Source organism: Rhabdochromatium marinum, from assembly GCF_016583795.1.
Lineage (GTDB): Bacteria > Pseudomonadota > Gammaproteobacteria > Chromatiales > Chromatiaceae > Rhabdochromatium > Rhabdochromatium marinum.
In genome coordinates this window covers 21,392-34,489 of sequence record NZ_NRRS01000015.1, presented here as the reverse complement: position 1 = coordinate 34,489, position 13,098 = coordinate 21,392, and the positions used below count along the sequence as shown (strand labels likewise).

The following is a 13,098-nucleotide window of genomic DNA, read 5'->3' as shown; positions in this document are numbered from 1 at the left end:
GACAACCAAGGCCACGCAACCGACACCCTATGCCTGGCAATTCTTTGCTATCATCACCTCCCTGCTCAACCACTACACACGAAATCACTTAGGAGAGACCGAATGAATCTTCCAAAAAATGTTGGTAATCAAGACCGCAATATTCGCTTCGCCGTTGGTGGTCTGCTGGTGCTGGCCGGCATCTTCACGGGCAGTATTCTCCTGTCAGTGTTGGGCTTGGTCGCCGTTGGTACCGGCTACATGCGTACCTGCCTAGCCTATGTACCCCTGAAAATCGACACGACCAAAGGCGACACTAACTAATATCGCCTCCCGCCCGGCTTCACACGCCGGGACAGACCCAGAGCGCCAGGACGCGCTCTGGGTTCCCTCACCTCCTGATCATCCCTGGCATGCCCGACGACTCCCTGCTCGAAGCGCGCAATCTGGTCAAGCATTACCCCGGCGTGCAAGCCGTTGCCGGCCTGTCTTTCCGCGTGCAGCGCGGCCAGTGCTTTGGACTGCTCGGTCCCAATGGTGCTGGCAAAACCACCACCCTGGAAATGCTGGAAGGCATTCTTGCCCCAACCAGCGGCGCGGTGCTGTTCGACGGCCAGCCGCTTGATCCGAGCTATCGTGAGCGCACTGGCATTCAGTTCCAGGCCACCGCGTTACAGGACTTCCAGACCGTCGGTGAGTCACTCGCCATGTTCGCGAGTCTCTACCACCGTCGCGCGGATCGCGATGAACTCATCGAACTCTGCCACCTGAGCGACATTCTCACGCGCGACACGCGCAAACTCTCGGGTGGCCAGCGCCAGCGCCTGCTGCTGGCCATTGCTCTGGTCAATGACCCCGATCTGGTGTTTCTCGATGAGCCCACCACCGGCCTCGACCCACAGTCACGGCGCAATTTCTGGGGCCTGATTGAAACCGTGCGCCGGCGCGGCAAAACCATCGTGCTCACCACGCATTACATGGAAGAAGCCGAACGCCTGTGCGATCAGATCATCATTATTGATCAAGGCCAACTGATTGCCGAGGGCCAGCCGCAAACGCTGGTGCGCGAGCAGTTTCCGCGCGCCATCATCCGCCTGCCCGAAACCGCCTGGCCCGGCGCCACCCCACTGCCATCGGCAGCCCTGGTGCGCAATGGCGAGATTGAAATCCCCACCGCCGAGGTGCCGCCAATGCTCGATGCACTTGACCGCGCTGGCGCCACCCTGACTGCGCTGCGGGTTGAAACACCCAATCTTGAGGATCTGTTCCTGAAACTCACCGGCCATCGTCTGCGCAACTGAAATCGCCGCCATGTGGGCACGCATCTACGCCATCTTTATCGCACGCAATCGCGAGTTTTATCGCGACTCCGCCGGACTGGTCTGGAACCTCATCATGCCGGTGATGATGATTCTGTCCTTTGCCTTCATTTTCGACGGACCCCATCAACCCGTGCCCGAGCGCCATCTGGCCGATGGCCTGGCACTGAGCTATGCCGACTGGGCGCTGCCCGGGGTGCTGGCGATGAATGTGATGTTCTCCAGCCTGTGGGGCGTCGGCTGGGTGGTGGTGCGCTACCGCAAAAACGGCGTCCTGCGCCGGCTGCAGGCCACCCCGTTGCGCCCGATAGAATTTCTGATCGCCCAGGTGCTGTCGCGGGTCATCGTCGTGCTGGGCGCCAGCGCTCTGGTCTATGCCGGGGCTAACCTGCTGCTCGATCCGCCTATGCGTGGCTCTTATCTGGCACTCATCATGCTCTACTGCGCCGGCGCCCTGTGCATGATCAGTCTCGGGCTCACAGTCGCCGCCCGGCTGAAAACTGAAGAACTTGCCGACGGCCTGCTCAACCTGCTGTCCTGGCCCATGCTGCTGCTCTCCGGCGTCTGGTTCTCAATGGACGGCACCAGTGCCGCAGCTCAGGCCGCCTCGCGCATCATTCCGCTCACCTATCTGGTCGAAGGCGCGCGTGCGATCATGATCGACGGAGCCGGCCTGATTGACGTACTGCCGCACATCGGCCTGCTGCTCGGTATCGGTTTCGTGCTTATGGCACTGGCCGCGCGGCTGTTCCGCTGGGAATAGCTTGGATTACCGCACCGCTGGCCCCACTCCGGATGAACGCACCGTACAACCGACTCTCACCACAGGAAGCCACTTCCATGATCGAACAAGACCTGGAACAGAAATTCAACCAACACATCAACAAGGAAATTTTTTCCTCCTACCTGTACCTGTCCATGGCCGCCTGGGCCGACCATCAGGGACTGCGCGGTTTCAGCCACTGGATGCGCGTGCAGGCCATGGAAGAACTCACCCATGTCTCACGCTTTTTCGACTTCCTGACCGACCGTGACGGGCGCGCCCGCCTGGCCGCCATTGCCGAGCCGCCGCAGGATTGGGATAGCCCAACCGCGCTGATGGAAGACACCTATCGTCACGAGCTGGAAGTCTCCAAGGGCATCAATGAGCTGGTCACCCTGTGTCGCAAGCACAGTGACCATGCCGCCGGAGCCTTTCTTGACTGGTTTGTGAAGGAACAGGTCGAAGAGGAAGCCAACGTCAAGGATATTCTCGACCGCCTGAAAATCGTCAAGGGTGAAGGTCAGGGACTGCTGATGATCGACCAGGAACTTGGCGCACGCGCACTGCCCTCCTATGATCCAACCCTGGGCTGGATCGGCAATACGCGTTAAGGTTGAGGCTCCGCGAGCCTCAATGCCGCCGATTTTCCTTCACTCTTCATCATCCACCAGAACCAGGACAGGACCATGCACCGCGTACAAACCGGAGACTGGGAGATTTTCCACCTCGCCGACATTGAGCAGCTGATTCCCGATGATGTGCTGTCAATGCGCGAATTTTTACGCACCCCGTCGCTGAGTTGTTCGCTCTACCATGTGCCTGCCGGCTCGAAGGACATGGCCTCGGCCCATGAGGAGGATGAGGTCTATCTGATTCTTAAGGGACGCGGTCGGCTGCGCGTCGAGGAAGACGAGCAACCAGTCAAGCCAGGCACCCTGATGTATGTGCGTGCCTCCTGCGATCATGCCTTTTTTGAGGTTGAGGAAAGCATCACTGCACTGGCCTTTTTCGGCACTGCGACGCACCGGCGCGAGCGTAACTCGGTATCATAGGGCCAAGTATCCCAGCCGTTTTTTGTTAGCCGGAGGAATTCCATGTCCCAACAGCCGTTTCGCCTTGTCACTCGCAGCGATTTCGATGGTCTGGTCTGCGCGGTGTTACTCAAACATCTCAACCTGATCGGTGACATTAAGTTTGTTCACCCCAAGGACATGCAGGACGGTAGCATCCAGATCACCAAGCAGGACATTACCACCAATCTGCCCTATGTGGAGGGCGTTCATCTCGCCTTCGACCATCACCTCTCGGAGACGCTGCGCAACAAGCAGTATGACAACCACATCATTGATCCGGATGCACCCTCGGCCGCCCGGGTGGTGTGGCGCCATTATGGCGGTCATGATGCCTTTCCGGTGGAATGGGATGAGATGATGGCGGCGGTGGACAAAGGCGATGCCGCGCAGTTTGACCGCGATGAGGTGCTACATCCCACCGACTGGGTATTACTGAACTTCCTGATGGATGCGCGCACCGGCCTGGGTCGCTTCCGCGAGTTCCGCATTTCCAACTATGCGTTGATGATGGATCTGATCGACTACTGCAAGAACCACGGCATCGACGACATTCTGGCCCTGCCCGATGTAAAGGAGCGTGTGGATCTCTACTTTGAGCAGGAAGGGAAATTCAAAGAACAGATCCAGCGCTGCGCCACAGTGCATGACAATCTGGTGGTGCTGGATCTGCGTGCGGAAGATGACATCTGGGCTGGCAATCGCTTCATGATTTATGCGCTCTTTCCCCAGTGCAACATCTCGATTCATGTGCTGTGGGGACTCAAGAAGCAGAACACCGTCTTCGCCACCGGCAAGTCGATTTTTGATCGCGGTTCCAAGACCAACATCGGCGAACTCATGCTCGAATTTGGCGGCGGCGGCCATCAGGCGGCCGGCACCTGCCAGGTTGCCAACGACCGCGCTGAGGAGGTTTTACAAACCCTCATCCACCGCATTACAGCCGACGGCTGAGCCTGAGCCCTGCCCTGCGGCGCTGAACAGCGCCTGAGTGAGACATGGGGAGCCATGGCCTGCGCACCCCGGCGCAGGCCCCTCACACCTTAGGTCTTAAACCGCTCAACCAAGGACGTGAGTTCCGCCGCCAGTGCCGTCAGGTGCTCGGAGGCTTCCTTGGTTTCAGCCGCCGAGCGGGCATTGCCCTCGGCGGCATCCGAAATGCGGGTCACATTCCGGTTCATCTCCTCGGCCACAGTACTCTGTTCCTCAGCGGAACTCGCCAGCTGAGTATTGACATCATTGATAATCGTGGCTGAATCGGTGATGGCTCCCAGCGACTTGTTCGCCTCAGCAGAGCTTTCCAGGCTGGACTGTGCATGCTGCTGGCTGTGCTGCATCACTTCAACCGCTCGGTTGGAGACCTGCTGCAAGCGCTCAATCATGGACTGAATCTCTTGAGTGGAACTCTGGGTGCGGTTGGCCAGGGAGCGCACTTCATCAGCCACCACCGCAAACCCACGTCCCGCCTCGCCGGCACGGGCGGCCTCAATGGCTGCATTGAGCGCCAGCAGGTTGGTCTGCTCGGCAATTCCGCGAATCACATCCAGCACAGAGCCAATCTGCTGACTGTCCTGACCAAGCTCGGTGATCACATCAGCCGCACGTTGCACCTCGGCGGCCAGCTGCTCGATTTTGGCCATGGTACCCGAGACAACCTGGGTGCCATTCTCGGCCGCTGACTTGGCTTCACTCGTGGCCTGCGCCCCTTCCTGGGCACCGCGTGCAACTTCCTGGGCAGTGGCGCTCATCTCATTCATCGCCGTGGCCAGCTGATCGACTTCGTTGCGCTGATGGTTAACCCCCGCATTGGTGCGGTCAGTAATGCTCGATAAATCTGTCGCAGCACCGGACAGATCACGGCTCGCTTCCAGCACTCGAGCGATGAGTTCGCGGAAATTGTCCATCATGGCGTTGAAGGCTGAGGACGCCCGCCCAATTTCGTCCTGTGCACGCACGTGCAACCGATGCGTCAGATCGCCATTGCCCTGAGCAATGCCTTGAAGCCCCTGGGTCATTTTATGCAGCGGGTCGGTGACAAAATACTTGATGAAGAAATACATCATCAGCAACACCGGCAAACTGAACAGCACACCTGCACCGAACATCTCCAAGCGAAAACGCTCAACGTGGCGATTGACATCATTGAGACTGATGTCCATCGACACGGCCCCCAAGATGGCACCAGCGGGCTCAGCGGTGTGACATTGGGTGCAATTCTTACCGAGGTAATCCGTACTGCTGATGACCGGCATCACTTTACGCAACCGTTCGCCATCTTTGGACACCTCGGAGTAGGCTTGTCCCGTTTGCAGTACCTTGCGCTCAATGCTGTCATGCGGATGCTCAGCCTCGGTGCCTGGCCCGTATTGTCTAGCCACCGGCTCACCGCGCAACACGCGCAGATCGTTGAGATTGCGCAATTCAACAATCTGGTCGAGAAATTCTGCACGCTTATGGATCATGCCAGTGATCATCAGGGTGGTCAGACCCGCCATGGTGATCTCGTGCAGGGTTTCGGAGAAAGCCTCAGCTTCCTGAATGGCCGTATCACGTTGCTCGTGAGACGCCCAGAAGATCATACCTGACCAAGTAGGCAGCATAATCAGCCACAAAGCTGCGATCAGCCGCACCCAGATCGGTAGATCATTAAATTTTCCCAGCATATTAATTCCGTGAGTCGTGCGGTTCGTGCGCAGTTAGACCTTAAACTTCAACACAATTGCATCCAGCACTTTGGCCAAACCGCTTAATTGCTCGGCGGCTTCCCTGGTTTTGTTCGCTTCGTCCACGTTCTCCTCAGCAACATCGGAAATACGGGTAACATTGCGATTCATCTCTTCAGTGACCGCACTTTGCTCCTCAGCTGCACTTGCAAGTTGGGTGTTGATATCGTTAATCGTATTCACCGATTGCGCAATGGCGTTGAGGGCTTGTTCGGTTTCAGATACCAAACCGATACTGATGTTCGCCTGTTCCTGACTCTCCATCATCGCCTGAACCGAACGTGCGCTAGCCTGCTGCAGCCGCTGAATCATCGTTTGAATTTCTTCCGTTGACTGTTGCGTGCGAGTGGCCAGCGAGCGCACTTCATCGGCCACCACCGCAAAACCGCGCCCAGCCTCGCCGGCCCGTGCAGCCTCAATGGCCGCATTGAGCGCCAGCAAGTTGGTTTGCTCGGCAATGTTGCGAATCACATCCAACACCTGACCGATGTCTTCACTGCCTTTGTCCAACTCGCGGATCACTTCTGCGGCACTTTGCACCTTGCGAGCCAGTTCTTCGATTTGCTGCGTTGTGGTTGCAACCACATGGGTGCTGGTTTCCGTCTTGGCTTGCGTCTCATGGGTGGCGTCAGCACTGATTTGCGCATTATTGGCGACTTCCTGCGCTGCAGAACTCATTTGGTTCATAGCAGTGGCCAATTGGTCAATCTCGGCCCGCTGGCGGATAATGCCGGCATCAGTGCGTTCGGTGATGGCGTTCAGTTCTGTAGCCGAACGATTCATGTGCTTTGCCGCATCAATAACCAAGGCCAGCATGTTGCGAATATTATCCATCATGCGATTAAAAGCCAGCGCTGCACGCCCCACTTCGTCTTGACCTTTTATCGGCACGCGTTGGGTTAAATCACCATCGCCATCCGCCAGGCCTTGCAAACTTTTCGTCATATTTGCCAATGGATGACTGACAAAGGAACGAGTAAAAAAGTACAAAAACAGCAATACTGGCAAACTTAATATTGCCGCCGCAAGAAAAATACTCAGACGGAAAGTCTCTACAGAATTATTGACTTCCGTCAGATCGATTTCCATGGCGACAGCGCCCAACACCGAACCTTCCGGAGCGAGGTTGTGGCACATCATGCAATTTTTACCAAGATAATCAGTTGAACTAAAGACTGGAGCCACCGTGCGTAGCATATCTCCTTCAATGTGGTAATAAGGCTCACCCGTTTCCAACACCCGACGTTCAACCGCATCCCTTGGGTGTTCATCTTCTTCGCCTGGACCATACTGTCCGGCAACATTTTTACCTCGCAAGACGCGCAAATCGTGCAAATTACGTAATTCAATGATTTGATCAAGAAACTCGGCACGTTTATGGACAACCCCAGTGATCATCATCGCTGTCATCCCCGCCATGGTAATTTCATGCAGGGTTTCAGTAAAAGCATCGGCTTGACGAATGGCTGTTTGGCGCTGTTCATTGGCTGCCCACATAATCATGCCTGTCCAGGCCGGCACCATGATTAGCCACATCGCAATTACGATACGAAGCCATATTGGCAAATTGTTAATTTTTTCCATAAAGCACTCTAAATTTATTGTGTTTTCGCAGATATTGAGAGACCATCCACATCTTGCACAACCTGCCGAGCGCGTCCACAACACCTGCAATACGAATCGGTGAAACTTGAGTTCACCCAATATATTCCGAATACGTCCGTGAACCGTGAACGGGGAGTTAGGCGCTTGAGCACGTGTCTGTTATCCATGCTCAAGCTCTCTCTTCGGTTTCCGTCACCGCTGGCTGCAAAGAACGCCTCAATCGTTTTGCAACCCAAGCTCAGCAAGCTGTTCAACACGCCTTGTTTGACTTTATGGGCGGCTGTTCCAGAGACCAGGGCGCCTTCAACACCACGAATCAGTGCCTGGAAGCTTTCAAACAGTTCTGGAGCCTGACCGGTGAGCTGGGGGGCGTTGAGCGTCAACATGGTTGCCGTCCTCGTTTGTGCGATTGCATCAAGGTCTTTCCATGACGTTTAAACCAATGGGCGCTACTTGACTGACTTGGACTGGGGCTAGTGGGGACTCAGCCCAACGGCTGGCCACCGCAGGCGCGCTCGGCAGGTTGCACCCATCCACAACAACTTGGCATGCAGTGGTCACAATACCTTAAGTGAACACAAAATAATGCAACCCCGGCTGAGACGGGCGATTTAAGCTTAGCCGAGGATACATCGCCCTTTTCTCGCAAGTAAGCCTGTACTATAGCCCCTTCTCAGCAAAAGACACAATGTACAGAACTCGACTTTGGCCATTTTTGAGTCTTTGCGGAAGGGCAAGGTGACGCTCCGGGTGATGGAGGCGGAGTCGGATGGGTTGAAGGCAGAGGGTCGCGGGCGGTATCGTCTGATGTCGACCAAAACGCCCTACGATTCCACCGTTGCGTCCTCTGTCGACCTCAATTGTATCCGGCGCGCTTGGTACTTCACATCTCACGCCACCTTCTGCGAAAGCCTCGCCCGGGTGCGGCGCACCATCTGGAGCGAGTTGAGAAGATCATGCACAATTTTGCAACACCACCGATCTATTGATGATGCAAACTTCCTGGCAAACTTCGGACGTGAAGTGCCAGGCTTTAATTAGGCTGCATGGGCCACAGGTGCCTGCCAGCCAAGATTGTGTAGGCGCTGGGTGATCATGCCCTCGGCATCAATCCGGAACAGATGCAGCCAGCCGTTGTCAAGCATCTGCCGCACCAACGCTTGGCGCGCAATGATGGCATCAATCGGCTCTTGGGGCGCTTCCAGAAATACTGACAACCGCAGCGGCTCATGCACCCAGCGCTGGCCGTCGTGCAGGGATTGCAGCGGCAGGCCAACGCGCAGATCGCCCGTGTTGCCTTCCAGCACACCGATGGCACCACCCACAACATTGTGCAGCACCTTGTTACCACTGCCAAAGCGGCGATTATCGGTGGTCGAACCATAGTATTGCAGATTGATCCAGCCGGCCACCACCATGGGCGCGGTCATGATCAGCTCCAGCACAGCAAAGTTGTCATCAGCTTGCCAGTCATAATCATGCAAAAAGGTCCGCCCACCGAGATCGAGTGTGCGGGTGCGGGTACGCGGGGCGGCAATAAAGGCCGCGCAGCCTGCCAGCGCCCATTCCGGGCGCACCTGCGACCAGTCGCGACTGCGCTTGTGAATCCTGGCGTTAATCGCCCGCCGCGACTGCCCCTGCAAGCCCAGTCGTGCCGCACGCTGCAAGCGTGTCAACTCGCCGGCCTGCGCCAGCCAGCTCTCCAGCTCAGCCAGTTCCTCAGCATAATCACTTGGCAGATAGTCGGTCTCAAACAGCCGAATCTGATCGACACAGGTGTCGTGCAAAGCCCCTAGGAAGCGGGTATCGGCTGGAATTTCAATGCCGCGTTCGGCCAACCCGGCGCGCACAGCGGGATCATTCAGCAACGCCGCACCAATGCGGGCGCTGGCCTCGCCACTGAGACCGCCACAGGCCCCACAGTCCAGCCCGGCAGCCTGTGGATTATTCACCACTGTGCTGCCATGCCCGACCAGTAACACCAAGCGCGCGAAGCCTTCGGTCAGCGACAGCCCCCGCAGCATCGATTCAGCCAGCCCAAGGCGGTCAGCGGCTGGAATGCCGCTCAGGTGCGTTGCCTCACCCAAAGCCGCCTCTTGATGTGCACAGGCACTGTGCACCGGAGCGTCCAGACTCGGGCTAACCCGCCCGGCCTGCTCGCGGTCAAGCCGCATATCATCGGGCGCCGGCACTGGCCGCGCGAAGCCAAAACTGTCGGCCAGAATCTTGGGCGTGTAGAGCAGCAGACCAGCGGCCTCGACGAACGAAAAGCAGGAGGAAGCCCCCATTTTAAAGGCTTTCCAGGTTTTGCTCAGCCCATTGCGCCGCCGCTGCGTAGCCAGCGCCTGAGCGGTCTCCTCGGCATCGGCTCCCTGCAGAGTCGAGCACACCCGGTAACTCGGTTTGAGCAACACCGGCAGATGCGCACGCGCTGCCACAGCTCCGAGCGGCACATGCTCAATCGGCAACCCAAAGAACCCGGCAAAGCCCAGGGTTTGTGCCTGCGGGCAGATGGTTTCGAAAGCACGGCGGATGACCTCCGAGCGCACATCAATACAAAAGGCCGCCTGCACCGCCGGGCGTGACGCCACCGCCGGTCGCTCTGTGGCCTGTTCCTGGGGGGTCAGCATTCCCAGCAGCCGGCGCTGATAGCCCAACTCAAATGCGGTCAGCAAGATATGATCGATCAGCGCCTCGGGCACCTGATTGCCGTTCTCCTGATCGCCGGTTGCCTGATTACTGGCCGCCAGATCCCCACTGTCCGAACGCTTTGTCGGGGCATTCGGCGCCTGAGCATTCAACGTCGGATTAGCGACCTCACCGCGCCCGAGCCGCTCACAGACCTCGCGCCAACGGTTGATTAACTCCGGGCTGGCCTTGTGCTCGAACACCAGCAGATCCCAAGCCAGACGAATCGCCAGCAACTCTACCAGGCTGTCATCGGTTTCGCCAGCCAACTCTGCCTCCCAGCGCAGCAGGCGCGTCCAGGCAGCCCAGCCCCCGATGTCGAGCAACGCCGCATGCATGTAATCAAGCTGTGCCTGCGGCGGCAGTCCCAGCCGGCGCAGTGCCGAGGCGATACAGACCTGCGGCGAGTCCGGCAATGCCTTGACCCGCGCGCGCATGCCATGCTGACCCATCATGGTGGCGCTGTAATCAAGCGCGGCAAAGCGTCGCCAGGCAGTATAGAGCGACAGCCCGGTCCAGGGCCGTTTCCAGGTCGCCTGCCCCATGTCGTAATAGGCCGCGCAATGGTGACTGATGCGTTCCACAACAAAGCTCGACCAGTCATCGGCATCCTGCTCATCAAGCACTGCGGTCAGCAAGGGCACGCCCGCTGCTGACGCCGGCTCGGTCAGTACCGCCTGGCGCAGCGCAGCCGGACTCAGCGCATGGCCGCAGTGTTGTGCTGCGGCACGCAGATCGGCGTCGCTGATGCGCCCATTGTCCATCTGCTCGCGATAATAGGCACGCGGCATATAGAGCCGTGCTCCGCTAATCCGGCACAGGGTCGCGGCCGCCTGCTGAAAGGACTGATCAACCAGGCCATGAAAGGGATTCACCGCCACAAAGCGATCCAGTGGCCAGACCGGCGCAATGCGCTCACAGGCTGCCGCGATGCGCTGTTCCAGTTCCACGCTCACCTCAGCCTCGCGACGCTGCGCCGGCGTTGCCGGCACGGCTGTCCCGTTATCCGCTTCAACAGCTGTCTGCATCATGATCTCACTCCTCACGCTGGACATTCACACTGGAAGTTCACAGTTTGCTGTCTGCCGGCGTTCACCCCAGGCGTACAGCGGCCGACCGCTTGGGCGCCGGCCACAGCCGGGTAATCAAACGCGTCACCAAAATATCCACATAAAGCCCATTGTAGAGATGCACCTGAATAGCCTGACGCACCGGCCCGCGCAAGCGACCGAACAGATGCTGCAACAGCAACAGCCCAACAAAAACCAGCACCACGGCCACCCCCAGCATACTTTCAAAGGCAACGCTGGCCGGCTCAGCCGGTTGTACACTTCCAGCAATCGCCTGCTCAAAAGCACGATGCAGGGTAAAATAGGCCAGGCACACAAAGGCCCCCATAGCGGTCGCACGGATCAGCAACTTGGCGTTGTCTTCCAGTACCAGTGCCTGCAACAAGAGTTGCGCGCAGGCAATGGTGACCACGGCACCGGTCACAATGAGCGCCGGCTGTTCGCGCGGATCGATCCCGAACAGAAAACCGGCGATCAGCGTCATCAAAATCGCCCCCTGAAAGGCCACCAGCCAATGCCAGGGTTGGGGTGCGCCATGCCCGAAGGGCAGCACCGGCGCACGGAAACCATCAACACCGCTGCCCGAAGCCAAAAAGGCGTGCGCTTTATACAGAGAGTGCGCCACCAGATGCAGCAGCGCCAAGCTGTAGAGTCCCAGACCGGCCTCCAGCAGCATGAAGCCCATCTGCGCCGAGGTGGACCAGGCGAGCGAAACCTTGATACTGGTCTGGGTCAGCATCACCAGCGAGCTGATTGCCAGCGTGACCAGACCCACCACCGCCAGGCTATCCAGAGCCACACCGGAGAACGACATCACCGGGCTCATGCGGATTACCAGGAAAGCCCCCGCATTGACAATGCCGGCATGCAAGAGCGCGGACACCGGCGTTGGCGCTTCCATGACCTGCAAGATCCAGCCATGAAAGGGAAACTGCGCACACTTCAGCACCGCTGCCAGCACAATCAGCCAGGCCGCTGTCTGTAAAGTGCCCGGCAGCGGACCGCTGTGACAGGCCAAAGCGGCATACACACCAGACAGATCCATGGTGTGCAGGGTCGCGCCAATCAGCAGGCTGGCAATGAACAGACTGGCATCGCCGATGCGGCTAAACACGAACTTTTTATGCGCTGCCAGGATCGCTCCCGGACGCTCGGGATAAAACAGCAACAGCTGATGCAAGCACAGACTGGTCGCCATCCAGGCCAGGGAGAACATCAGCAGATTGCTCGCCACCAGCACCGTTAAAATGGAGGCCAACGTCAGCATGAGCCACTTATGAAAATAGCCTTCGCGCGACTCCCCGGCCATGTAGTTGAGCGAATAGGTCGAAACCACCGCCCCCACCAGCGCCACCAGGGTCAGCATGATGACGGTGACCGCATCAACATAGACACCGATAGCCAGAGCACCAACATCAAACGGCAAAGTGATCGATAGCAGCGTCAGCGCCTCCGCCGGCCCGAATCCATGCAGTAACAGAGTGGTCAATGCCAGACCAAAGGCCACCCAGGCTAGGGCATTGGTCACCACCGCCAGACGATGGCCGAGTGACTGCGCCAGACGATCCGGCACCGCCACCAAAGTCCAGAGACTCAAGGGAGCGGCCAGCGCCGCAGCCGTCATCAGTGAGAATGACATACACACCTCCAGGGAATGACGCCCATTGACAACCGATTGCAGAATTGAGTATGGCGCGATTTAGACTTCAATAAAAGCCGGTCTTTTCTAAAAAAAGGATAGATTTTTATCTATGATACGCAGCGCACGCGGCCACGGGCGCCGCTGGCGGGCCTGCTACCCCGGCCCGTTCAACGCCCTTCGCCATGCGCTCATTTCAGCCACGATGATGTAAACTCTGATTTCCCGAGCAAAGGCTAACC

Annotated in this window: 11 protein-coding genes; 7 read left to right on the top strand and 4 right to left on the bottom strand. The window is 58.1% G+C overall.

Going from position 1 to position 13,098, the window contains the following annotated elements; genetic code table 11:
• The first annotated feature begins 102 nt into the window (after positions 1-102).
• From CKO36_RS06890 to CKO36_RS06865, 6 genes are all read left to right on the top strand, one after another.
• Positions 103-303, top strand: a complete 201-nt coding sequence (locus CKO36_RS06890) for a YgaP family membrane protein (RefSeq protein ID WP_200282427.1) — start codon at positions 103-105, stop codon at positions 301-303.
• Between the two features lie 89 nt (positions 304-392).
• Complete coding sequence (locus tag CKO36_RS06885; RefSeq protein ID WP_200282424.1) at positions 393-1,280, top strand: ABC transporter ATP-binding protein; 888 nt, start codon at positions 393-395, stop codon at positions 1,278-1,280.
• 10 nt (positions 1,281-1,290) lie between these two features.
• Positions 1,291-2,061, top strand: a complete 771-nt coding sequence (locus CKO36_RS06880) for an ABC transporter permease (protein ID WP_200282421.1) — start codon at positions 1,291-1,293, stop codon at positions 2,059-2,061.
• Positions 2,062-2,138: 77 nt separating this feature from the next.
• Positions 2,139-2,672, top strand: a complete 534-nt coding sequence (locus CKO36_RS06875) for a ferritin (RefSeq protein WP_200282418.1) — start codon at positions 2,139-2,141, stop codon at positions 2,670-2,672.
• 75 nt (positions 2,673-2,747) lie between these two features.
• On the top strand, positions 2,748-3,113 hold the full coding sequence (locus tag CKO36_RS06870) for a cupin domain-containing protein (protein ID WP_200282416.1): 366 nt from the start codon (positions 2,748-2,750) through the stop codon (positions 3,111-3,113).
• A 42-nt stretch (positions 3,114-3,155) separates the two neighbouring features.
• Complete coding sequence (locus CKO36_RS06865) at positions 3,156-4,085, top strand: exopolyphosphatase (RefSeq protein ID WP_200282414.1); 930 nt, start codon at positions 3,156-3,158, stop codon at positions 4,083-4,085.
• A gap of 89 nt (positions 4,086-4,174) precedes the next feature.
• On the opposite strand, the gene CKO36_RS06860 is transcribed toward CKO36_RS06865, so the two are convergent.
• Together CKO36_RS06860 and CKO36_RS06855 are read right to left on the bottom strand one after the other, a co-directional pair.
• A complete protein-coding gene (locus CKO36_RS06860; RefSeq protein WP_242469439.1) occupies positions 4,175-5,794 on the bottom strand; it encodes a methyl-accepting chemotaxis protein in 1,620 nt (539 codons plus the stop codon).
• 33 nt (positions 5,795-5,827) lie between these two features.
• Entirely contained in the window at positions 5,828-7,438 is a 1,611-nt protein-coding gene (locus CKO36_RS06855) for a methyl-accepting chemotaxis protein (protein ID WP_200282412.1), read from the bottom strand.
• A 173-nt stretch (positions 7,439-7,611) separates the two neighbouring features.
• Between CKO36_RS06855 and CKO36_RS06850 the strand changes: the two genes are divergently transcribed.
• Positions 7,612-7,890, top strand: coding sequence for a hypothetical protein (locus CKO36_RS06850; protein WP_200282410.1), 279 nt, complete (start codon positions 7,612-7,614; stop codon positions 7,888-7,890).
• Positions 7,891-8,496: 606 nt separating this feature from the next.
• On the opposite strand, the gene CKO36_RS06845 is transcribed toward CKO36_RS06850, so the two are convergent.
• Both CKO36_RS06845 and CKO36_RS06840 read right to left on the bottom strand, forming a co-directional pair.
• A complete protein-coding gene (locus CKO36_RS06845) occupies positions 8,497-11,178 on the bottom strand; it encodes a YbcC family protein (protein WP_200282409.1) in 2,682 nt (893 codons plus the stop codon).
• 61 nt (positions 11,179-11,239) lie between these two features.
• Entirely contained in the window at positions 11,240-12,856 is a 1,617-nt protein-coding gene (locus CKO36_RS06840; protein ID WP_200282407.1) for an NADH-quinone oxidoreductase subunit L, read from the bottom strand.
• Positions 12,857-13,098 lie beyond the last annotated feature (242 nt).